The following is a 23,164-nucleotide window of genomic DNA, read 5'->3' as shown; positions in this document are numbered from 1 at the left end:
TAGTAGAAGATGAAATAGGGTAGGTTAAGTGTAAGAAAAGGAGTAACATATGAATTTATATGAAGATGAACGTTTAGATTACTTATTAGCGCAAGATATGAAGATTGTACAAAGCCCATCAGTATTCAATTTCTCGTTAGATGCTGTTTTACTTGCAAACTTTGCTTGGGTGCCGATTCAAAAAGGTAATGTACTTGATCTGTGTACAGGTAACGCAGTTGTCCCCCTTTTATTAAGTACAAGAACAAAGGGAAACATTACAGGTGTAGAAATTCAAGAACGTTTATATGATATGGGAATCAGAAGCGTTCAATACAATAAGTTAGAAGAAAGAATTCACTTAATACATGGGGATTTGAAAGATATGCCAGAGAAACTTGGACGTCATCAATATGATGTAGTTACATGTAATCCCCCTTATTTTCAAACACCTGCAACTTCTGAGAAAAATATGAATGAACATTTAGCGATAGCTCGTCATGAAATTATGTGTACATTAGAGGATGTTGTATCTGCAAGTAGTCAGTTAGTAAAGCAAGGTGGGAAAGTAGCATTTGTACATCGTCCAGGTCGTTTGCTAGATATTGTTACATTAATGCGTAAATACAAAATTGAACCAAAGCGTGTGCGATTTGTTTATCCTAAGGCAGGGAAAGAAGCGAATACATTGTTAATTGAAGGAATTAAGGATGGAAACGCAGATTTGAAAATATTGCCCCCTCTTTTTGTATATGAAGCAAATAATGAATATACAAAGGAGATTCGTTCAATTTTATATGGAGAAGAATAAGCATTGTTTTTATGTAGTAGAGTGCTCTGACGGAAGTTATTATGCTGGATATACAAATCATATAGAGAAGCGGATTCAGACCCATAATAGTGGAAAAGGTGCTAGGTATACGCGTGCTAGACTTCCTGTTGTTTTAAAATACATAGAATTTCATGAAGATAAGCGTACAGCTATGCAAGCAGAGTATTATTTTAAGCAGTTAAATAGAAAACAAAAAGAAGAATATATGCAAAAAGGAGAACGCTATGTGGCAACAAAAAAGCTTTCAACAAAATGAAAAGGGAGTTTTATATTTAGTACCAACTCCTATTGGAAATTTAGAAGATATGACATTTCGTGCAATCCGAATTTTAAAAGAAGCTGATTTAATTGCTGCTGAAGATACGAGACAAACGAAAAAACTTTGTAATTATTTCGAAATTGAAACCCCCGTTATGAGTTACCATGAGCATAATAAGGAAGTAAGTGGTAGGAAAATATTAGGGAAGTTAGACGAAGGAAAGACTGTAGCACTTGTTAGTGATGCTGGTATGCCTTGTATTTCCGATCCAGGTTACGATATTGTTGTAGAGGCTGTAGCAGAACAGTATCATGTAATCCCGCTTCCTGGGGCAAATGCAGCCCTTACAGCATTAATTGCATCAGGTCTTGAAACAAAACAATTTTATTTCTATGGATTTTTACAAAGAAATAAAAAAGAAAGAAAAATGGAGTTAGAGAAGCTTCGTTATGTACAAACTACAATGATGTTTTATGAAGCGCCCCATCGTTTAGATGATACTTTAATCTCGATGCAAGAAGTGTTGGGAAATAGAGAAATTGTATTATGTCGAGAGTTAACGAAAAAATTTGAGGAATTTATTCGTGGAACAGTTGAGGAAGCAATTGAGTGGACGAAACAAAATGAAGTTCGTGGCGAGTTTTGTATTTTAGTAGCTGGTTCAACGGAAGAACCTACCCCAGAAGAAAAATGGTGGGAATCTATTTCGGTATATGATCATATTGAACACTATATAAACGAAAAAGGTATGAATTCAAAAGAGGCAATAAAAACAGTCGCTAAAGATCGAGATTTGTCGAAACGCGATGTATATCAAATCTATCATGTCGATAAAAAATAAGCTTCTCATAATTGAGAAGCTTATTTTGCTGTTTCGATATAATCTTGAAGCTCGTTTAAGATTCGCTCAGCGCCTTCTTTGCTTAAGATAATTTTACCTTCAGCTAAAGATAGGTTACCATCAGATACTTCACCAGTTACTTGGCAAGTCATGTTTGGCTTATATTTTTTTAAGATGATTTTCTCGTCATCAACGTAGATTTCAAGAGCATCCTTTTCTGCAATACCTAAAGTACGGCGTAATTCGATTGGAATTACTACACGACCTAATTCATCAACTTTACGAACGATACCAGTAGATTTCATAATTCTTTTCCTCCTAAAGAAATAGTTTATAAGTTTCGAGTCTATTTTCTAGATTCGTCATTTTTCGACAAAATACCCTATGGACATATGATACCAATCATTTACATTTCCGTCAATTCTTTAATTCTATATTTTTTAAAAAGATTTATAGATTTCTTACTTCTTATATATAATAGAATGAGAGTAATTTCTACTATTATTTCACTTTATTTTCAGAAAAATTTATAGATTGTAAGTAAGGACTGTATATTTTCTTGAAATATGAGCAATAGATGATAAAGATATTAAGTATTAACTCGTTTTTAACTCGCTATTTGCCAAGCAGTAAGATTCTAAATTTAAAATTTGGCTGGAGCAAAGAAGTTAAGTTGGATTCGGATTGCTCGTAAAAGCCTGATTGGTGCGGGCTAATAATCCGCGGGAGTGAACAAAACCCCCACAGATTAAAGTTTCACTTTATATATAAGTTTTTGATATACTATTTATAAATACATATGAGGTTATCCGGGAGGTCCAAAACAATGACAGAGGAAAATAAGTCCTTTTATATTACTACCCCAATTTATTATCCAAGTGGAAAATTACACATTGGACATGCTTATACAACAGTAGCAGGAGATGCGATGGCACGATATAAGCGTATGCAAGGATACAATGTTCATTATTTAACAGGAACTGATGAGCATGGACAGAAGATCCAAAAGAAAGCAGAAGAATTAAATGTTACACCACAAGCATATGTGGATAACATTGTTGCAGGAATTAAAGAGCTTTGGGAGAAAATGGATATCTCTTATGATGATTTTATTCGTACAACTGAAGATCGTCATAAAGATGTTGTTGAAAAAATCTTCAAGCAACTAGTAGATCAAGGTGATATTTATCTTGATGAATATGAAGGTTGGTATTCTGTACAAGATGAGACATTCTATACAGAGCATCAATTAGTAGATCCAATTATGGAAGGTGAAAAAGTAGTTGGAGGAAAAAGCCCAGATAGTGGTCATGATGTAGAACTTGTTCGTGAAGAATCGTATTTCTTTAGAATGGGTAAATATGTCGACAGACTATTAAAATTCTATGAAGATAATCCACATTTCATTCAGCCAGAGTCTCGTAAGAATGAGATGATTAATAACTTCATTAAACCAGGCCTAGAAGATTTAGCTGTTTCCCGTACTTCATTTGACTGGGGAGTTCGTGTTCCAGGTAACCCGAAACACGTTATTTACGTATGGGTTGACGCATTATCTAACTACATTACAGCATTAGGTTATGGAACAGAAAATGAAGAGATGTATAAGAAGTTCTGGCCAGCTGATGTACATTTAGTTGGAAAAGAAATCGTTCGTTTCCATACAATTTATTGGCCAATCATTTTAATGGCATTAGATTTACCTCTTCCGAAAAAAATCTTTGCTCATGGTTGGATTTTAATGAAGGATGGAAAGATGAGTAAGTCAAAAGGAAACGTAGTAGATCCAGTTACTTTAATCGATCGTTACGGATTAGATGCATTACGTTATTACTTACTTCGTGAAGTTCCATTCGGATCTGATGGCGTATTCACACCAGAAGGATTTGTGGAGCGCATTAATTTCGATTTAGCAAATGACTTAGGTAACTTATTAAATCGTACAGTAGCTATGATTGATAAGTACTTTAACGGAGAAATCCCTGCATTTAAAGAAAATGTAACGGAATTCGATGAAACGTTAGTAACGTTTGCAAAAGATACATTGAAAAAAGTAGAAGAGGCAATGGAGAATATGGAATTCTCTGTAGCGCTAAGCTCAATTTGGCAATTGGTTAGCCGTGCAAATAAATATATTGATGAAACACAACCATGGGTATTAGCGAAAGATGAGAATGATCGTGAAAAATTAGCTTCTGTAATGGCTCACTTAGCAGAGGTGCTTCGTCAAACAGGTATTATGCTTATGCCGTTCCTAACAGTAGCACCAAGTAAGATGTTTGCTCAGCTTGGACTTACTGAAGAGGCACATAAATCTTGGGAAAGCCTATCTACAATTGGCTGTATTCCAGTTGGAACAAAAGTAGAAAAAGGAAACCCGATTTTCCCGCGTTTAGAAATGGAAGTAGAAGTAGGTTACATTAAAGAACAAATGAAAAGCTCTGCTCCTAAAGTAGAAGAGAAAAAAGAAGAAGAACCGAAAGCAGAAGAAATTACAATTGATGATTTCTTTAAAGTAGAATTACGCGTAGCTGAAGTACTATCAGCTGAACCTGTGAAAAAAGCAGATAAGTTGTTAAAAATTCAGTTGGATTTAGGTACAGAAAAGCGTCAAGTTGTTTCAGGAATTGCAAAATTCTATTCGCCGGAAGACCTAAAAGGTAAAAAGGTTATTTGTGTAACAAACTTAAAACCTGTAAAATTACGCGGTGAATTATCACAAGGTATGATTTTAGCGGGTGAAGAGAATGGCGTATTATCATTAGCATCAATTGACCAAAATCTACCAAATGGTACAAAAATCAAGTAATTAAGACAAGAAAAGAGATGTTTCACGTGTAACATGTGTGAAGCGTCTTTTTTCTTTTTACACTCTCTATTTTTGCATTAAAATTATAGTATTGTTATCGTTAAGTTATTAAAGAGCTTATTTTTTTAGAATAAACTTGATTTCAATATAAAAGGAGTTATGTATTATGTTGTTTGATACACATTCACATTTGAATGCAGAGCAATTTGAAGAAGATTTGCAAGAGGTTATTGCACGAATGAAAGAAGCGGGAGTTACCTATACAGTTGTTGTTGGTTTTGATGAAGTAACGATAAAAAAGGCGATTGAATTAGCTGAAACTTATGATTTTATTTACGCTGCAGTTGGATGGCATCCAGTTGATGCAATTGACATGACAGAAGAACATCTAGCTTGGTTAGAAGAACTTGCTTCTCATCCTAAAGTCGTTGCACTTGGAGAGATGGGATTAGATTATCATTGGGATAAGTCTCCAAAAGAAATACAGAAGGAAGTATTCCGTAAACAAATTGCATTAGCCAAAAAGGTGAAATTGCCGATTATTATACATAACCGCGATGCAACTCAAGATATTGTTGATATTCTAGAAGAAGAGAATGCAGCTGAAGTGGGAGGCATTATGCATTGCTTTAGCGGCAGCGTAGAAGTAGCAGAGCGATGTGTTGATATGAACTTTTTAATTTCGTTAGGCGGACCAGTTACATTTAAAAATGCTAAGAAGCCGAAAGAAGTTGCTGTGGAGATTCCATTAGAGAAATTGTTAATAGAGACAGATTGTCCATATTTAACACCACATCCATTTCGAGGAAAACGAAATGAACCGAGTTATGTAAAACTCGTAGCAGAAGAAATTGCGAATTTAAAAGGAATTTCTTATGAGGAAGTAGCAGAAATAACAACAAAAAATGCAAAAACTTTATTTGGTGTTGAATAAAAAGGAGTGGGAGAACCCATTCTTTTTTATTTTTGTGAAAAAATAAGGGCGAATGAGGAAGTGTTACAATAAGAAGAGAGAACAAAGTTTTGGACATTCTATTTTTTAAAATGTAAGAATGGGGAAAATAATAATGGAAAAGTCGTCATTTTTTTGTTTTACTAAGTAGAGACGAAACGAGTGTGGAGGCAAGCATGAAAATTAAAGAGATTATCGTTGTAGAAGGTAAAGATGATACAGTTGCGATTAAGCGTGCTGTTGATGCGGATACAATTGAAACAAACGGTTCAGCAATCGGTGATCATGTTATTGAGCAAGTTAAATTAGCGCTACAAAAACGGGGCGTTATTATTTTCACAGATCCGGATTATCCTGGAGAGCGTATTCGAAAAATTATTTCTGATAAGGTGCCTGGATGTAAACATGCTTTTTTACCGAAGGAAGAAGCACTTGCCAAAAGGAAAAAGGGTGTCGGGATTGAACATGCTTCTAATGAATCAATTCGCCGTGCTTTAGAGAATATACATGAAGAAATGGAAGCTTACACAAGTGAAATTAGTTGGAGCGATTTAGTCGATGCAGGCTTAGTGGGCGGAGAAATGGCAAAGAGTCGCAGAGAAAGAATGGGTAAGCTATTAAAGATTGGTTATACAAACGCAAAACAGTTACATAAACGTTTACAAATGTTTCAAGTTTCAAAAGAATCGTTTGCAGAAGCTTATAAGCAAGTCATACAGGAGGAAAGAAAATGAAGGATATCGCAACGCCAAATCGTACGAAAGACATTGTTGAAAAGTATGGATTTTCATTCAAAAAAAGTTTAGGACAAAATTTTTTAATTGATACGAATGTATTAAATCGTATTGTCGATCACGCTGAAATTGGTTCAGAAAGTGGTGCAATTGAAATTGGACCAGGTATCGGTGCGTTAACAGAACAATTAGCGAAGCGTGCTAAAAAAGTAGTTGCTTTTGAAATTGATCAGAGATTATTACCGATTTTAGATGAGACGTTAGCGCCATATAGCAACGTTACAGTTATAAATAAAGACGTACTAAAGGCAGATGTACATGAGGTGTTTAGTGAGCAATTTGAGGAAGGGCAAGATGTAATGGTAGTAGCGAACTTACCGTACTATATTACAACGCCAATTTTATTTAAATTGTTGGAAGAGAAATTACCGGTTCGTGGATTTGTTGTTATGATGCAAAAAGAAGTTGGAGATCGTTTAGCTGCTAAACCTGGAACGAAAGAGTATGGTTCTTTATCCATTGCTATTCAGTATTATACAGAGGTAGAAACAGTTATGACTGTACCACGTACAGTGTTTGTGCCACAACCAAATGTTGATTCTGCGATTATTCGTCTCCTAAAGCGCCCGAAACCAGTTGTAGAAGTAACAGATGAGACATTCTTCTTTGAAGTAGTACGAGCAAGTTTTGCACAGCGTCGTAAAACTTTAATGAATAATTTATCAAATAATTTAAATGGTTTCCCGAAAGATAAAGAGCTGTTGGATCGAATTTTAACAGAAGTAGGAATTGATCCAAAACGAAGAGGCGAAACGCTATCTATAGAGGAGTTTGCAACATTAAGTAATGCATTAGTTCTTCATAAATTGTCATAAGAATAGAAAAGGGACAGTTCAACTTGAACTGTCCCTTTTGTCACCTTTCCTCTCCTACATTCATACTTTAAAAACAGGTAAGATGGCCTAACGAGTTTGGAGGTAGGAGAATGGCTTTACATGTTGGAGAATTAGTGGAACGATATTCTCATAATAGGGATATCCTTTTTCGTATTATAGAAATAAAAGGCGAGATAGCTATATTATTTGGAGAGGAAATTAGACTGGTGGCAGATGCGCCACTTGAAGATTTAATTAGTATAGACCAACGAGAACATAAAAAAAGAGCGAAGCGTGAGAAAGAAACGATGGAGCGTACGTATCGTTTGTTTCAACAAGATTATGTATTAATGAAACAAAGGCATGAACACACTTCAACGGGTGGATATACAAGTGAGGTAAATTATTTTCAAATGCCAGGACGTGTATTGCATATAGATGGAGACCCGTTATATTTGCGCAAGTGCTTAGACTTATATAATAAAATTGGTGTTCCTGTACAAGGTATTCATTGTAAAGAAACAGAGATGCATGAAAAGGTAGTAGATTTAATAGATCATTTTCGTCCGGACATTTTAGTTATTACAGGGCACGATGCATATACAAAATCAAAAGGGGTAAAGGGAGATTTAGCAGCATATAGGCATTCAAGGCATTTTGTACAGGCTGTTCGAGAAGTGAGAAAAAAATATCCATCATTGGATCAACTCGTTATTTTTGCTGGGGCATGCCAATCACACTTTGAAGCATTAATTCGAGCAGGTGCTAATTTTGCTAGTTCACCATCTAGAATTAATATTCACGCACTAGATCCTGTATATGTGGTTGGAAAAATTAGTTTTACGTCATTTATGGAAAGAGTAAATGTATGGGATGTTGTACGTAATACGATTACCGGCGAAAAGGGACTTGGCGGTATTGAGACGAGGGGAATTTTACGAACTGGATTACCCTTTCAACATTATGAAGAATAAGCAAGGTACATATGTATCTTGCTTTTTTGTATGGGAAGGATTTAAATCAGCTTGGATAAAAAGAGACAAGAACGCGCAGACTACATAATGATACTTTTACAATATAGTATTTCTTCTATCTATTTGAACGCATGATGCTTTTATAATGATATTGTCTGTGAGTTGCGGTTAATAATTGGGATAGATATATCGTGTTTTAAGTGTTCAATCTAAATTACAGCGAGGTGTAACGAAGTATATGTCAAAACGTTTAGATGAAATTAAAAGCGAATTAGATCACCATCTTGGACAGAGACTGATGTTAAAGGCAAATAGTGGGAGAAGAAAAACAGTAGAACAATCAGGTGTACTTGCAGAAACGTACCGTTCTGTTTTTGTTGTACAATTGGATCAGCAAGAAGATGCGTTGCAACGTGTATCATATAGCTATGCGGATGTTTTAACAGAGACAGTAGAGTTAACGTTTTATGGTGAACCTCATAATGAAGTGATTTTATAATTCATGTATCGTTACATATATTCCCACAAATGAAAAGCTATATTATTTTGCATACTAATTATACCGTAGCAAAATAAGGAGGGACTCTGCATTGAGTAGACGAAGAGGTGTCATGTCAAATCAATTTAAAGAAGAGCTTGCAAAAGAGCTAGGCTTTTATGATGTTGTTCAGAAAGAAGGCTGGGGCGGAATTCGTGCGAAAGATGCTGGTAACATGGTGAAACGTGCTATAGAAATTGCAGAACAGCAATTAATGAAACAAAACCAGTAGTTGTAAGATACTTTCTATGCTACGGTAGCCGAGGAGTGATTCCTCGGCTTTTTGTACTCGAAAAGGTGCCATCATTTTACATAAGTAGTTTCATTCTGAATGCTTTTCGTTATAATTAGGGAAGTGTCATCGTCTTACTATAAATTTATGGTAAAATAAACGATAAAAGATTGAGTACATAGAGTGGGTGAATAGATTGAAGCTACTAGTGAAAGCACCAGCAAAGATTAATCTGTCGTTAGATGTACTGGGAAAAAGACAAGACGGATATCATGAAGTGAAAATGATTATGACAACAATTGATTTAGCGGATCGTTTAGAACTAATGGAATTAGCAGAAGACCGTATTGAAATTTTATCCCATAATCGGTATGTCCCAGACGACCAAAGAAATTTAGCTTATCAAGCAGCGAAATTATTAAAAGAGAAGTTTAATGTGAAAAAAGGTGTATCTATTACTATTGAAAAAACGATTCCAGTAGCAGCTGGATTAGCAGGTGGAAGTAGTGATGCAGCAGCGACATTACGTGGCCTTAATAAATTATGGAATTTAGGGCTTACAATTGATCAGTTAGCAGAGCTTGGCGCAAAAATTGGATCAGATGTATCGTTTTGTGTATATGGTGGGACAGCAATTGCCACTGGAAGAGGAGAGCAAATTGAGCACATAAAAACTCCACCTTCTTGTTGGGTTATTTTAGCAAAACCCCATATTGGTGTATCTACTGCTGATGTGTATGGAAATTTAAAGTTAAATCGAGTTACACATCCAAATGTAGATAAAATGGTTAACGTCATAAATGCTGGGGACTACAAAGGGATTTGTGATACTGTTGGTAATGTTTTAGAAGATGTAACGTTTGCGATGCATCCTGAAGTTGCACGTATTAAGGCACAGATGAAGCGATTTGGGGCGGATGCCGTATTAATGAGTGGAAGTGGCCCAACCGTATTTGGTCTTGTGCACCATGATTCGCGAATGCATCGTATATATAACGGATTAAAAGGATTTTGTGAACAAGTATACGCAGTACGTTTATTAGGAGAGCGAGAAACGCTTGAATAAAGACGTATAATACGTTATGATTTGTTTAGAATATTCGTGATTTGAGGTGAGAGTATGAAAATTAGACGAAGTACAAGATTAGTCGATATGACGTATTACTTGTTACAAAACCCTCGTCAGCTAGTTTCTCTCACTTTTTTTGCTGAAAGGTATCAATCAGCTAAGTCTTCCATTAGTGAAGATTTAGTTATTATTAAGCAAACGTTTGAACAACAAGGGGTCGGCACATTGCAAACGGTACCAGGAGCAGCAGGAGGAGTGAAATATATACCATATATAAGTGAGGAAGAGGCAGATCTAATTATTGGTGAGCTTTGTAGCTTATTTGAAAATCCAGATCGTATTTTGCCTGGTGGTTACTTATATATGACAGATCTTTTAAGTAATCCTCGCCATATTAATGGCGCAGGTCGTTTGTTTGCTTCTGTTTTTGCTAGGCAACCAATTGATGCGGTTATGACGGTGGCAACGAAGGGGATTCCACTTGCTTATGCGGTGGCAAATTACTTAGATGTACCGGTAGTAATTGCAAGGAAAGATAATAAGGTAACAGAAGGCCCAACTGTTAGTATTAACTATGTATCAGGTTCTTCTAAGCGAATTCAAACAATGACGTTAGCAAAGCGTAGCCTTCCAGAGGGATCAAATGTTTTAATTATTGATGACTTCATGAAAGCCGGCGGGACAATTCAAGGTATGATGAGTATGTTAGAAGAGTTTAAGGCTAATGTTGTTGGTATTGGTGTATTAGTAGAATCCACGGATATTGAAGAACGACTAATTAATAATTTTGTATCATTAATTCGTCTATCAGAAGTTGATGTGAAAGAAAAAGCGATTCAAGTGGAAAAGGGAAATTATTCACTGGCACCATTTGATGAAGGGCTTGTAGAGGCTGAGTAAAAAGGTAAAGCAGATCGCTTTATCTTTTTTTTATTCTATTTATAAATTATAAAATAGATGGACAAACTGCTTTTCGTGCACTATTTTTAAAGAGTAAAAATAAATAATAAAAGGGTGAAAAAATATGAAAGTTGTTCAAACAAGCAATGCACCGCAAGCAATTGGACCATATTCACAAGGGATTATTGTAAATAATATGTTTTACAGTTCAGGACAAATTCCGTTAACTGCAAGTGGAGAGCTTGTAGCAGGAGACGTGACAGTACAAACAGAGCAAGTATTTCAAAATTTACAAGCGGTATTAGAAGAAGCAGGTGCTTCATTTGATACAGTAGTAAAAACAACAGTATTCTTAAAAGATATGGATGATTTTAATGCTGTTAATGAAGTATACGGCTCTTATTTCTCTACTCATAAGCCAGCTCGTTCTTGTGTACAAGTAGCAAAATTACCGAAAGATGTTTCAATTGAAATCGAAGTAATTGCCCTAGTTAAGTAATCTTTTGTAAGCGATAACCTCCACTAATCTCTATATTCAATTACATTAAAAATTTTTATCTTAAAAATTTTTAAAAAATTAAAGGGAAAATAGAAATTTTGTGGAATTTATACAAATATATCGCTTATTTAGAAAAGGGTGGTGAACACAAGATGGAAGTGACTGACGTAAGATTACGCCGCGTAAACACAGAAGGCCGCATGAGAGCAATTGCCTCTATTACTCTAGACCATGAATTTGTTGTTCATGATATTCGTGTAATTGATGGTAATAATGGATTATTTGTAGCAATGCCAAGTAAACGTACTCCAGATGGAGAATTCCGTGACATTGCACATCCAATTAATTCTAATACACGCTCTAAAATTCAAGATGCGGTTTTAACAGAGTATCATCGTTTAGGCGAGTTAGAAGAGGTTGAGTTTGAAGAAGCGGGTGCTTCGTAAAATTCGAATGAAAAGGGCTTTTTAAAGAAATCCCTATAATTTTGCAACAAACTCCTGTAAGCATTTACAGGAGTTTGTTTTTTTTTGTGTGGTTTTATCTATTTTCGTACGGAAAATTCTGAATTTATTAAAGTGAAGAGAAAAACTTCTAATTTTTTCAAAATCATTTTAAATAGTATAGCTTATTTCTTAAAAAAGATACTAAAGAGTAAAACATCGTATAAGAATTATGGTAAAATTTAATAGTTAAAATGTGTTTCTTGAAATATATGATGATTTAGGATAATATCGTTAATGGATAAATAGGTTGCGATGGAGGGTCTATATGTCAAACAGATTTGCAGTGATTCTAGCTGCAGGCAAAGGCACACGTATGAAGTCTAAGCTATACAAAGTGCTTCATCCTGTATGTGGAAAACCTATGGTACAGCATGTTGTCGATCAAGTAACGCAATTAGGATTGCAGAAACTTGTAACAGTCGTAGGACATGGTGCTGAAATGGTACAAGAACAGCTAGGAAACGTAAGTGAGTTTGCATTACAAGCAGAACAACTTGGTACAGCACATGCTGTCGATCAAGCTGCAAGTGTACTTGCAAATGAAGAAGGAACAACTTTAGTTATTTGTGGTGATACGCCGCTAATAACTGCTGAAACGATGGAAGCATTGCTTCAGCAACATAAAGAAGCAGGGGCAATGGCAACGGTGCTAACAGCTTACATAGAAGAACCTGCTGGATATGGTCGTATCGTTCGTAATGAGAATGGTCATGTTGAAAAGATTGTTGAGCATAAGGATGCAAATGAGAAAGAATTAGCTATTAAAGAAATCAATACAGGTACGTATTGTTTTGATAATAAAGCTTTATTCGCCTCACTTTCTAAAGTTTCAAATGATAACGTACAAGGTGAATATTACCTGCCAGATGTTATTGAGATTTTAAAAAATGAAGGTCATATCGTATCGGCTTATCAAACAGAGCACTTCGATGAAACGTTAGGTGTTAACGACAGAGTCGCTCTATCGCAAGCGGAAATTATTATGAAAAACCGTATCAACCGTAAAAACATGGTAAATGGTGTTACAATTATTGATCCAAGTAACACGTATATTTCTGCTGATGCAATTATCGGTAGTGATACAGTTCTTCATCCAGGAACAATTATTGAGGGGAATACTGTAATTGGTTCTGATTGTGAAATTGGACCGCACACAGTAATTCGCGATAGTGAAATTGGAGATCGTACGACAATTCGACAATCTACTGTACATGATAGTAAACTTGGTACAGAAGTATCGGTTGGTCCATTTGCACATATTCGCCCAGATTCAGTTATTGGAGATGAAGTACGCGTTGGAAACTTTGTGGAAATCAAAAAAACTGTTTTTGGTAATAGAAGTAAAGCTTCACACTTAAGTTATATCGGGGATGCACAAGTTGGAGAAGACGTGAATCTTGGTTGTGGTTCAATTACGGTGAACTATGACGGTAAGAATAAATTCAAAACTGTGATTGGTAACGGGGTATTTATTGGATGTAATTCAAACCTTGTTGCTCCTGTAACAGTTGAAGATGGTGCTTATGTGGCAGCAGGCTCTACAATTACAGAGAATGTTCCATCAAAAGCATTATCTGTAGCACGTGCACGTCAAGTTAACAAAGAAGACTATGTTGATCAATTGCTGAATAAGAAAAAATCATAATGTGGAGGGTTAATCTAGATGTCGACTCAATATCTAAATTCTAATTTGAAAGTATTCTCTTTAAACTCTAATAAGGAACTTGCTGAGCAAATTGCAAAGCACATTGGAGTAGGACTAGGAAAATGTTCTGTTGATCGTTTTAGTGATGGAGAAGTTCAAATTAACATTGAAGAAAGTATCCGTGGTTGCGATGTATTCATTATTCAATCTACAAGCTTCCCAGTAAACGAACATATCATGGAATTACTTATTATGATCGATGCATTAAAGCGTGCATCTGCAAAAACAATTAATATTGTTATTCCTTACTATGGTTATGCGCGTCAAGACCGTAAAGCGCGTTCTCGTGAACCAATTACATCGAAACTTGTAGCAAACTTGCTTGAAACGGCAGGTGCAACTCGTGTAATCACTCTAGATTTACATGCTCCACAAATTCAAGGGTTCTTTGATATCCCAATCGACCACCTAATGGGTGTACCGATTCTTTCAGATTACTTTGAAACAAAAGGTCTTAAAGATATCGTAATCGTGTCACCTGACCACGGTGGGGTAACTCGTGCTAGAAAAATGGCAGATCGTCTAAAAGCACCAATCGCTATTATTGATAAGCGTCGCCCTCGTCCGAACGTATCAGAGGTAATGAACATTATCGGTAATATTGAAGGTAAAACAGCAATTTTAATTGATGACATCATTGATACAGCTGGTACAATTACATTAGCAGCAAACGCTCTTGTTGAGAACGGTGCTTCTGAAGTATATGCTTGCTGTACACACCCAGTATTATCTGGTCCAGCAATTGAGCGTATCCAAAACTCAAATATTAAAGAGTTAGTTGTAACGAACTCTATCGTATTACCAGAAGAGAAGAAAATCGACAAAGTACATGAACTTTCAGTTGCTCCACTAATCGGAGAAGCAATCATTCGTGTATACGAAGAAGAATCTGTAAGTGTATTATTCAATTAATTGGATAGAATGAGACGTAACCAAGATTGGTTACGTCTTTTCGTATCGAAAAAAGAAAGTAGTGGTACAAGAATGAAATTGATAGTAGGACTTGGGAACCCGGGTAGAGAATATGAATTAACAAGGCATAATATTGGATTTATGGCGATTGATGAACTTGCGAAGCGTTGGAATATTTCTTTGAATGAACAAAAATTTAAAGGAATATTTGGTGCAGGATTTGTTAATGGAGAAAAAGTAATCTTATTAAAGCCACTTACATATATGAATTTATCTGGGGAAAGTATTCGACCACTCATGGATTACTATAAAATTGATGTTGAGGACTTCGTTGTTCTGTACGATGATTTAGACATCCCTGTAGGTAAATTACGCCTTCGTATGAAAGGTAGTGCTGGTGGACATAATGGTGTGAAATCAACAATTTCACATTTAGGAACACAAGAGTTTCAACGTATCCGTATGGGAATTGATCGTCCGAAAAATGGCATGAAGGTAGTAGATTACGTATTAGGACGTTTTACATCGGAAGAAATTCCTGATGTGAGTCATTCTATTGAAAAAGCAGCGGATGCATGTGAAGAATGGTTAAATAAACCTTTTCTTCAAATCATGAATACCTTCAATAGTTAAGGGTATGATTGGGAATATTTTGTCTTGCTTTTACCCATACTAGTAGTAATTGGATTTTTAGGAGGCTAGTATGGAAGGGTATTATTATTGCAGACATTGCGGGAGTAATGTAGGCTCCGTTACCGCAGAAAAAGTGTATAGCGACGTTTTATTTCAACTAACAGAGCAAGAAGTAGTAGAGATGATTCATTTTCATGAGAATGGAAATATATATATAAAAACGATTTGTGAATCGTGTCAAGAAACGCTCGCATCTTATCCTGAGTATTATGAATATGAAAAATTTCTGCAATAAAATGTTGTCGCTTTGGCATGTCCAAAGCATTTTTCTGTTTTCTTTTTCCAAAATATTTGCATAAAATATAGTGGCTTGCTCTTTATGTTGAGAGGGGTTTTGAAAATGATAGGTTTATTAGAGCAATTTTATAAAAATGAAGAGATCCAATCGGTTATTAATGGACTAGAAGATGGTTTAAAAGAACAACTTGTATCAGGTATGGCAACCTCTTCTCGTTCGTTATTAATGGCGGCCTTATATAAAAAAACAAAAAAATCACAACTTATTGTGACGCATAATTTATATCAAGCACAAAAAGTGCATGAAGATTTAGTGGCGTTACTTGGTGAAAAAGATGTGTGGTTATACCCAGTAAATGAATTGATAGCATCAGAAATTGGTGTTGCAAGCCCAGAATTGAAGGCGCAACGTATTGAAGTATTGAATCGTTTAGTGGCAGGAGAGAACGGGATTATTGTAGCGCCAGTTGCAGGACTACGCAGATTTTTACCAATGAAAGAGTTGTGGAAGCAAAGGCAAATCGAAATCAATCTAGGGCAAGAGATTGATTTAGATACATTCTTGCATACTTTACATCATATTGGTTATGAGCGTAAGTCGATGGTAGAAGCTCCTGGGGAATTCAGTTTGCGCGGGGGAATATTAGATATTTACCCATTAACTGAAGAGTTACCATTTCGTATTGAATTTTTCGATACAGAAGTTGATTCTATTCGATTATTTGATGTGGATGAACAGCGCTCTCAAGATAAAAAAGAAAGTGTTAGATTTGGTCCAGCAACAGAGTTTTTATTTTCACAGGAAGAATTGAAGTCGGGAATTGAGCATCTTGAGGAAGGCTTGACTAAGACGATGCAAAAACTTTCCGATGATAAATTGAAGACTACAGTGCTTGAAACGGTAAGTCATGAAATTGAGATGTTAAAAAACGGGCAAAGTATAGAACAGATGTTTAAATATTTATCTATTTTCTATAAAGAACCTGCTAGTCTGATAGATTATTTACCAGAAGATGGTATTGTGGTTTTAGATGAGATTTCCCGTATTCAAGAAACGGCATCACATCTTGAAACGGAAGAGGCGGAATGGTATATATCACTTCTTGGTGAGGGAACAATTATTCAAGATTTATCTTTCTCACACTCGTTTGAGGAATTTCTTCATCATAAAAAAAGAAGTTTTGTATATTTAACGTTATTCTTACGTCATATAGCACATACACATCCGCAAAACATTGTGAATGTGACATGTAAAACAATGCAAGATTTCCATGGGCAGATGCAGTTGTTGAAAACTGAAATTGATAGATGGAACGAAGGGCATTTTACGACTGTTGTGCTCGGCACAGATGATGAACGTGTAAAAAAACTACAACATATTTTAAGTGATTATGATATTGAGGCAGATATCGTAGAGGGCACAGATATATTATTGCCTGGAAGGTTACAAATTGCTGTAGGTGATTTACATGCAGGATTTGAAATGCCGATGCAAAAGCTTGTTGTTATTACTGAAAAAGAGCTTTTTCATAAAAAAGTTAAAAAATCACAACGTAAGCAGAAGTTATCTAATGCTGAACGTATTAAAAGTTATTCGGAATTAAAAGTTGGAGATTATGTAGTTCATGTAAATCATGGTATAGGTAAATTCTTAGGTATCGAGACACTAGAGATTAATGGTGTTCATAAAGATTACTTGAATATTAAATATCAAGGTAATGATAAGTTATACGTTCCAATTGAACAAATTGACCAAGTGCAGAAATATGTAGGATCTGAAGGTAAGGATCCTAAAGTTTATAAATTGGGCGGAAATGATTGGAAAAAGGTCAAAACGAAAGTTGAAAAATCTGTACAAGATATTGCGGATGACCTAATTAAACTATATGCTGAGCGCGAAGCTTCAAAGGGTTATGCATATACACCAGATACGGCAGAACAACAAGAATTTGAATCTTCTTTCCCATATCAAGAGACAGAGGATCAATTACGTTCTATTGACGAGATTAAGAAAGATATGGAACGTGGACGTCCGATGGATAGGCTTCTCTGTGGTGATGTAGGATATGGAAAGACGGAAGTAGCTATCCGTGCGGCATTTAAGGCAATTATGGATGAAAAACAAGTTGCAATTTTAGTGCCGACAACGATCCTTGCACAACAACACTATGAAACAATTCGAGAGCGTTTTCAAGATTATCCAATCAATATAGGATTATTAAGTAGATTCCGTACGAGAAAACAGCAAAATGAAACAATTAAAGGCTTAAAAGATGGTACGGTAGATATCGTAATCGGAACGCATCGTATTTTATCTAAAGATGTTACTTATAAAGATTTAGGTCTTCTTATTATTGATGAAGAACAAAGGTTTGGTGTAACACATAAAGAAAAAATTAAACAATTAAAAGCAAATGTTGACGTGTTAACATTAACGGCAACTCCGATTCCGCGTACACTCCATATGTCTATGCTTGGTGTGCGTGACTTATCTGTTATTGAGACACCGCCAGAAAATCGTTTCCCAGTCCAAACGTATGTAGTAGAGTATAATCCAGCGTTAATGCGAGAAGCGATAGAACGAGAGCTTGCAAGAGGTGGGCAAATTTACTTCCTATATAATCGTGTGGAGGATATCGAAAGAAAAGCAGATGAAATTTCGATGTTAGTTCCAGACGCGCGTGTAACGTATGCACATGGGAAAATGAACGAAGGTGAATTAGAGTCTGTTATGCTATCGTTTTTAGAAGGGCAGCATGATGTTCTTGTAAGTACAACAATTATTGAGACGGGTGTAGATATTCCGAATGTAAATACGTTAATTGTATTTGATGCAGATCGTATGGGATTATCGCAGTTGTATCAGCTTCGTGGTCGTGTTGGACGTTCTAATCGTGTTGCATATGCATACTTTGCATACAAACGAGATAAAGTGTTATCAGAAGTTGCAGAGAAGCGTCTGCAAGCCATTAAAGAGTTCACAGAGCTTGGATCAGGTTTCAAAATTGCGATGAGAGACTTATCCATTCGTGGTGCAGGTAACTTGTTAGGAGCCGAACAGCATGGATTTATTGATTCTGTCGGATTTGATCTATATTCTCAAATGTTAAAAGATGCAATTGAACAGCGTAGAGGAACAGATGGGGTTGAAAATACAGTTAATGTTGAAATTGATTTAGAAGTAGATGCATATTTACCAGATGCTTATATTTCAGATAGTAAACAAAAGATTATGATGTATAAACAGTTTAGAGGTGTTTCTGCAATTGAGGATATTGAAGAGTTGCAGGAAGAGATGATAGATAGATTTGGTGATTACCCGCAAGAAGTCGGTTACTTATTGCAAATTGCAAATATTAAAGTATTGGCAATGAAAGAACAAATTGAGTTAATTAAGCAAAATAAATTTGAAGTGACAATTCTGTTCTCAGAACAAGCAAGTCAAAATATTGATGGCGGAAAATTATTCATGCTCGGAAATAGTTTTGGACGTATGATTGGTCTAGGAATGGAAGGATCGCAATTGAAAATCGTTATGAAAACAAATGGTTTAGAGACATCGAAGTGGTTAACAATTGCTGAAAATTTATTAAAAGGCCTACCAGATGTAAAAAAAGAAGTCATAAATGCCTAATATAAGATAAAAAAATACAATTCGGCGTGCATAGAAGAACTAATGTGTAAAATACTATGTCTAACAGTTGGTGATTTTTACATGAACAGGTAAATTCACCACTTTGATCATCAGTAGAAAGTGAGGCAGCATTAGAATGAAAGCAACTGGAATCGTACGTCGAATTGATGATTTAGGTAGGGTAGTAATCCCGAAGGAAATTCGTAGAACTTTACGTATTCGAGAAGGAGACCCACTAGAAATATTTGTTGATCGCGATGGAGAAGTGATTTTGAAAAAATATTCTCCAATTAGTGAACTAGGTAATTTTGCAAAGGAATATACGGAAGCTTTATACGATAGCTTAGGACATAATGTGCTTGTATGCGATCGTGATTCTATTATCGCAGTAGCAGGCGTATCTAAAAAAGAATACTTAAATAAAAGTGTTGGCGATTTAATTGAGAAGACAATGGAAGAGCGTAAGTCTGTAATTATGACAGATGAAAGCGAAATTTCAATTATTGATGGAGTAACAGAAAAAGTGAGTTCCTATACAATTGGCCCGATTGTTGCGAATGGGGATCCAATTGGAGCTGTTGTTATCTTCTCTAAAGAGGATATTATAAGTGAAGTAGAGCATAAGTCAGTAAATACAGCTGCAAGCTTTTTAGCGAAACAAATGGAGCAGTAAGGCTATATCGAATTTTAGAAGTAGCAATCTTTCCTAATTATGATATTTCTTCTTGAGAAATCAAATATTTGGAGATATATGTATATTGAATGAAGGTAGCGCTTTGCTACCTTTTTTCGTTGAACATTTCTAGCGTTGCACGAACGTATTATTACTCGTGTAGGCAAGGAAGCTTGTTCTTTTCTTTATGATATAATACGAGGGGTGAGAATAGAAAAAGGAGTTTTCTTGTATGGAATCGAAGAAGTATCAAGCCTTTTGGCGTGGGGCTATTATATTAACAATCGCAAGTTTTGTTACAAAGGTATTAAGCGCTTTTTACCGTATTCCATATCAAAATATAGCGGGTGATATTGGTTTTTATATTTACCAACAAATTTATCCGTTTTATGGATTTTGTTTAATTTTAGCTACTTATGGGTTCCCCATTATAATTTCAAAAATGGTTGCGGAACGATTAGAGCGAGGGAAACAACAAGAAGCAGAAGAAATTATCTGTGTATCTTTTTGGTTTTTATTAGGAATTGGTTTCGTAGGCTTTTTTACATTGTTTTTTGGTGCCGAAACAATTGCAGCAGCCATGGGTGATATACACTTAGATAAGTTATTACGTGTTATTTCATTTTCATTCATATTGATGCCGTTTTTATCTGTAGCAAGAGGATATTTTCAGGGGTTCAATAATATGATGCCAACAGCTGTTTCGCAAGTGATAGAACAAACAATTCGTGTTTCTATTATTGTATTTTTATCTCTATTCCTAATTGCTCGCGGATTTGATTTATATACAGTCGGTGCAGGTGCTATGTTAGGTTCAATCGCAGGCGGACTAATTGGGATTATCGTACTTGTACTTTATATGCGTCATGACTTTCGTTCTATATTTTTCAAGAGTGTAAAGAGAATTAAGGGAAAAAAGAGGATCATTAAAATTCTGTTTTGGCAAGGATTGGCAATTTGTGTTAGTAACTTAGTACTTATTTTTATACAAATGGCTGATTCCATTTCCTTCTATTCCTTACTTATTGGGGCAGGAGAGCAAGCTGAAAGTGCAAAGGTATTAAAAGGTGTTTACGACAGAAGTATCCCGCTTATGCAATTAGGTACGGTCGTGACAACTTCTTTCTCATTGTCACTTATTCCAATTATTACAGCGGCGAAGGAAAGAGGAGATCTTTCCTTTATTCGAGAAAAGGTAAAGTTAGCAATGAAAATAACATTTGTTATTGGATTTGCAGCTGCCATTGGATTAACTTGTATTATTCAGCCTACGAATATTATGTTGTTTGAAAATAGTGATGGGTCAGATGTTTTATCCATTTTATCTTTATCTATTTTATTTAGTTCATTGTCGATTACAACTGCTTCTATTTTGCAAGGGTTAGGACAAACATTAAAACCAGCAATATTCGTTATATTTGGGGGTTGTTTAAAGTTAGTTTTAAATTATACATTAATGCCGTATTTTGGTGTGAAGGGAGCTGCAATTGCAACACTAGTTGCGTTAATTGTAATTTCTGTGCTAAATAGTGCGTTACTTATGCAAGCTGTATCCGAATCGCTTATCGATAAGCGTAATATGTTAGGTGTAGTTATTAGTGGTATCGGTATGGGGTTTGTATTAATAATATTTATACGTTTGATGCAAATGTCTGGATTAGTAATTGATACAAGGCATAGAGGAATTGCAACACTTGAGGCATTGTTAGGTGTAGCTATCGGTGGATTAACATATGTGTTTTTAATTTTAAAATTACGTGTATTTACAAAAGCGGAAATAGGAACCGTTATGAAAAAAGAGAAAAAAGAAGGTTCATTGAAGAAGAGTGGATAGAGGTGGCAGGTTGTGAGTGGAATCATTACTATTTTAGGATTAGGTGCTGGTGAGTTAGATCAGTTAACGATGGGTGTATATCGAAAAATAAAAGAAGCAGATCACATGTTTGTTAGAACGAAGGAACATCCCGTTATAGAAGAGTTGGAGAAAGAAGGTATACAATATACAGCCTTTGACAGTGTATATGAAGCGCATGATACATTTGAAATTGTATATGAAACAATCGCGAATACATTGTTAGAACAAGCTGAAGGCACAGAAATCATCTATGCCGTGCCAGGGCATCCGCTTGTAGCGGAAAGAACGGTTCAGCTACTGTTGGAAAAAGGTGAAGTAGCGAATGTTGAAGTGCGCATTGAAGGTGGACAAAGTTTCCTTGATCCTATGTTTGCGAGTCTAAAGATTGATCCGATTGAAGGATTCCAATTAATTGACGCCACATCATTTGAAAGAGGACAATTAGAATTACGTCAACATTTAATCTTTTGCCAAGTATATGACGCATTCGTTGCATCTGATGTGAAATTAACATTAATGGAGATGCTATCAGATGATTATGAAGTGTATATCGTAACAGCTGCAGGAACTTCATTTGAACAAGTTAAAAAGGTGCCGTTGTACATGTTAGATCATGAAACAGAGTTGAATAATTTAACGAGTGTATATGTACCACCAGTTAAAGAACGTGCGTCCTTGTATCAACAGTTTGATGTGCTTAGAGAAATTATTGCAGACCTTCGTGGACCGAATGGTTGTCCGTGGGATAAAAAGCAAACACATCAATCTTTAAAGAAGTATTTAATTGAGGAAGCTTATGAAGTGTTGGAAGCAATTGATGAAGAGGATGATGATCACTTAGTAGAAGAACTGGGTGATATATTATTACAAGTTATGTTGCATGCTCAAATCGGGGAGGATGAAGGTTGGTTCTCTATAGATGATATTATTCGAACTTTATCTGAGAAAATGGTTCGCCGCCACCCGCATGTATTTGGGAATACGGATGTAAATAATGCCGATGAAGTAATTGCCAATTGGGAAGAAATTAAAAAACAAGAAAAAGGATTCGTGAAAGAATCTGTTTTAAATGGGGTTCCAAAAAGTTTGCCACAGTTACTACGCGCCTATGACATCCAGAAAAAAGCTGGCAAAGTTGGTTTCGATTGGGTTGATGTACAACCGATGATAGAGAAAGCCTTAGAAGAATGGCAAGAGTTCCAACAAGAAGTTACAAATATGGATGAGGCGAAAATGTTAGGTGAATTTGGCGATTTACTATTTGCGTTTGTGAATATAGCTCGTCATTATAAAATAGATCCCGAAGAGGCGTTACGTTCAACGAATGAGAAATTCGTCGGTCGTTTCTTATACATGGAAGCAAAGGTAGCTGAAATGAATAAAGAGATGCAAGATTTATCATTAGAGCAGTTAGACGTTTTATGGGAAGAGGCAAAACAAACAGAGCGTTAATAGG

General features: G+C 35.6%; 23 protein-coding genes. 22 read left to right on the top strand and 1 reads right to left on the bottom strand.

The features are described 5' to 3' along the window. Positions 1–49: 49 nt before the first annotated feature. From QEP67_RS27715 to rsmI, 3 genes are read left to right on the top strand one after another with little or no spacing between them, the layout of a single operon-like run. Positions 50–790: a tRNA1(Val) (adenine(37)-N6)-methyltransferase gene (locus QEP67_RS27715; RefSeq protein WP_001055376.1), complete on the top strand. Its 741-nt coding sequence runs from the start codon at positions 50–52 to the stop codon at positions 788–790. Continuing rightward, positions 777–1,067 (top strand): GIY-YIG nuclease family protein, encoded by a 291-nt coding sequence (locus QEP67_RS27710; RefSeq protein ID WP_000414343.1) that lies wholly within the window; start codon positions 777–779, stop codon positions 1,065–1,067. The genes QEP67_RS27715 and QEP67_RS27710 overlap by 14 nt, the downstream gene beginning before the upstream one ends. Continuing rightward, positions 1,036–1,911, top strand: a complete 876-nt coding sequence (rsmI, locus tag QEP67_RS27705) for a 16S rRNA (cytidine(1402)-2'-O)-methyltransferase (RefSeq protein ID WP_000267813.1) — start codon at positions 1,036–1,038, stop codon at positions 1,909–1,911. The genes QEP67_RS27710 and rsmI overlap by 32 nt, the downstream gene beginning before the upstream one ends. A gap of 20 nt (positions 1,912–1,931) precedes the next feature. On the opposite strand, the gene QEP67_RS27700 is transcribed toward rsmI, so the two are convergent. Beyond that, complete coding sequence (locus QEP67_RS27700) at positions 1,932–2,216, bottom strand: AbrB/MazE/SpoVT family DNA-binding domain-containing protein (RefSeq protein ID WP_000843039.1); 285 nt, start codon at positions 2,214–2,216, stop codon at positions 1,932–1,934. 521 nt (positions 2,217–2,737) lie between these two features. Between QEP67_RS27700 and metG the strand changes: the two genes are divergently transcribed. The 19 genes from metG to mazG all read left to right on the top strand — a co-directional run bounded on the left by metG (position 2,738) and on the right by mazG (position 23,160). Continuing rightward, positions 2,738–4,720, top strand: a complete 1,983-nt coding sequence (gene metG / locus QEP67_RS27695) for a methionine--tRNA ligase (RefSeq protein WP_000134154.1) — start codon at positions 2,738–2,740, stop codon at positions 4,718–4,720. 166 nt (positions 4,721–4,886) lie between these two features. Next, a complete protein-coding gene (locus QEP67_RS27690; RefSeq protein ID WP_000895837.1) occupies positions 4,887–5,654 on the top strand; it encodes a TatD family hydrolase in 768 nt (255 codons plus the stop codon). Positions 5,655–5,848: 194 nt separating this feature from the next. After that, the gene (gene rnmV, locus QEP67_RS27685) at positions 5,849–6,406 is read left to right on the top strand and encodes a ribonuclease M5 (protein ID WP_000692830.1); all 558 of its coding nucleotides are present in this window, start codon (positions 5,849–5,851) and stop codon (positions 6,404–6,406) included. Beyond that, positions 6,403–7,281: a 16S rRNA (adenine(1518)-N(6)/adenine(1519)-N(6))-dimethyltransferase RsmA gene (rsmA, locus tag QEP67_RS27680; protein ID WP_000651555.1), complete on the top strand. Its 879-nt coding sequence runs from the start codon at positions 6,403–6,405 to the stop codon at positions 7,279–7,281. Before rnmV ends, rsmA begins: the two co-directional genes overlap by 4 nt. Positions 7,282–7,391: 110 nt before the next feature. Beyond that, positions 7,392–8,255, top strand: a complete 864-nt coding sequence (yabG, locus tag QEP67_RS27675) for a sporulation peptidase YabG (protein ID WP_001173738.1) — start codon at positions 7,392–7,394, stop codon at positions 8,253–8,255. A 238-nt stretch (positions 8,256–8,493) separates the two neighbouring features. Continuing rightward, positions 8,494–8,754 carry a biofilm formation stimulator Veg gene (veg, locus tag QEP67_RS27670; protein ID WP_000044349.1) on the top strand — a complete coding sequence of 87 codons (261 nt, stop codon included), beginning with the start codon at positions 8,494–8,496 and terminating at the stop codon, positions 8,752–8,754. A gap of 91 nt (positions 8,755–8,845) precedes the next feature. Then, positions 8,846–9,025 (top strand): acid-soluble spore protein SspF, encoded by a 180-nt coding sequence (gene sspF, locus QEP67_RS27665; RefSeq protein ID WP_001985066.1) that lies wholly within the window; start codon positions 8,846–8,848, stop codon positions 9,023–9,025. Positions 9,026–9,221: 196 nt separating this feature from the next. Continuing rightward, the gene (gene ispE / locus QEP67_RS27660; protein WP_000772096.1) at positions 9,222–10,091 is read left to right on the top strand and encodes a 4-(cytidine 5'-diphospho)-2-C-methyl-D-erythritol kinase; all 870 of its coding nucleotides are present in this window, start codon (positions 9,222–9,224) and stop codon (positions 10,089–10,091) included. A gap of 54 nt (positions 10,092–10,145) precedes the next feature. Further along, positions 10,146–10,994 carry a pur operon repressor gene (purR, locus tag QEP67_RS27655; protein ID WP_000702481.1) on the top strand — a complete coding sequence of 283 codons (849 nt, stop codon included), beginning with the start codon at positions 10,146–10,148 and terminating at the stop codon, positions 10,992–10,994. A 124-nt stretch (positions 10,995–11,118) separates the two neighbouring features. Further along, the gene (locus tag QEP67_RS27650) at positions 11,119–11,493 is read left to right on the top strand and encodes a RidA family protein (protein ID WP_000869826.1); all 375 of its coding nucleotides are present in this window, start codon (positions 11,119–11,121) and stop codon (positions 11,491–11,493) included. A gap of 152 nt (positions 11,494–11,645) precedes the next feature. After that, positions 11,646–11,939: a septation regulator SpoVG gene (gene spoVG, locus QEP67_RS27645; RefSeq protein WP_000454042.1), complete on the top strand. Its 294-nt coding sequence runs from the start codon at positions 11,646–11,648 to the stop codon at positions 11,937–11,939. A 325-nt stretch (positions 11,940–12,264) separates the two neighbouring features. Further along, a complete protein-coding gene (glmU, locus tag QEP67_RS27640) occupies positions 12,265–13,644 on the top strand; it encodes a bifunctional UDP-N-acetylglucosamine diphosphorylase/glucosamine-1-phosphate N-acetyltransferase GlmU (RefSeq protein WP_000071045.1) in 1,380 nt (459 codons plus the stop codon). 18 nt (positions 13,645–13,662) lie between these two features. Then, positions 13,663–14,616 carry a ribose-phosphate diphosphokinase gene (locus QEP67_RS27635; RefSeq protein ID WP_000107420.1) on the top strand — a complete coding sequence of 318 codons (954 nt, stop codon included), beginning with the start codon at positions 13,663–13,665 and terminating at the stop codon, positions 14,614–14,616. 72 nt (positions 14,617–14,688) lie between these two features. After that, complete coding sequence (gene pth, locus QEP67_RS27630; RefSeq protein ID WP_078183735.1) at positions 14,689–15,249, top strand: aminoacyl-tRNA hydrolase; 561 nt, start codon at positions 14,689–14,691, stop codon at positions 15,247–15,249. A gap of 70 nt (positions 15,250–15,319) precedes the next feature. Then, positions 15,320–15,544, top strand: coding sequence for an anti-sigma-F factor Fin family protein (locus tag QEP67_RS27625; RefSeq protein ID WP_000399441.1), 225 nt, complete (start codon positions 15,320–15,322; stop codon positions 15,542–15,544). 105 nt (positions 15,545–15,649) lie between these two features. Then, on the top strand, positions 15,650–19,180 hold the full coding sequence (gene mfd / locus QEP67_RS27620; protein WP_353706483.1) for a transcription-repair coupling factor: 3,531 nt from the start codon (positions 15,650–15,652) through the stop codon (positions 19,178–19,180). 136 nt (positions 19,181–19,316) lie between these two features. Then, on the top strand, positions 19,317–19,853 hold the full coding sequence (gene spoVT / locus QEP67_RS27615) for a stage V sporulation protein T (protein WP_000648313.1): 537 nt from the start codon (positions 19,317–19,319) through the stop codon (positions 19,851–19,853). 232 nt (positions 19,854–20,085) lie between these two features. Further along, positions 20,086–21,687 (top strand): oligosaccharide flippase family protein, encoded by a 1,602-nt coding sequence (locus QEP67_RS27610; RefSeq protein ID WP_000444150.1) that lies wholly within the window; start codon positions 20,086–20,088, stop codon positions 21,685–21,687. 12 nt (positions 21,688–21,699) lie between these two features. Further along, the gene (gene mazG, locus QEP67_RS27605; RefSeq protein WP_353706482.1) at positions 21,700–23,160 is read left to right on the top strand and encodes a nucleoside triphosphate pyrophosphohydrolase; all 1,461 of its coding nucleotides are present in this window, start codon (positions 21,700–21,702) and stop codon (positions 23,158–23,160) included. The last annotated feature ends 4 nt before the right edge of the window (positions 23,161–23,164 follow it).

This window comes from Bacillus cereus group sp. MS39, assembly GCF_040448665.1.
Classification (GTDB): Bacteria; Bacillota; Bacilli; order Bacillales; family Bacillaceae_G; genus Bacillus_A; species Bacillus_A wiedmannii.
The sequence above is the reverse complement of the archived record's forward strand: the minus strand, read 5'-3'. Positions and strand labels throughout refer to the sequence as shown.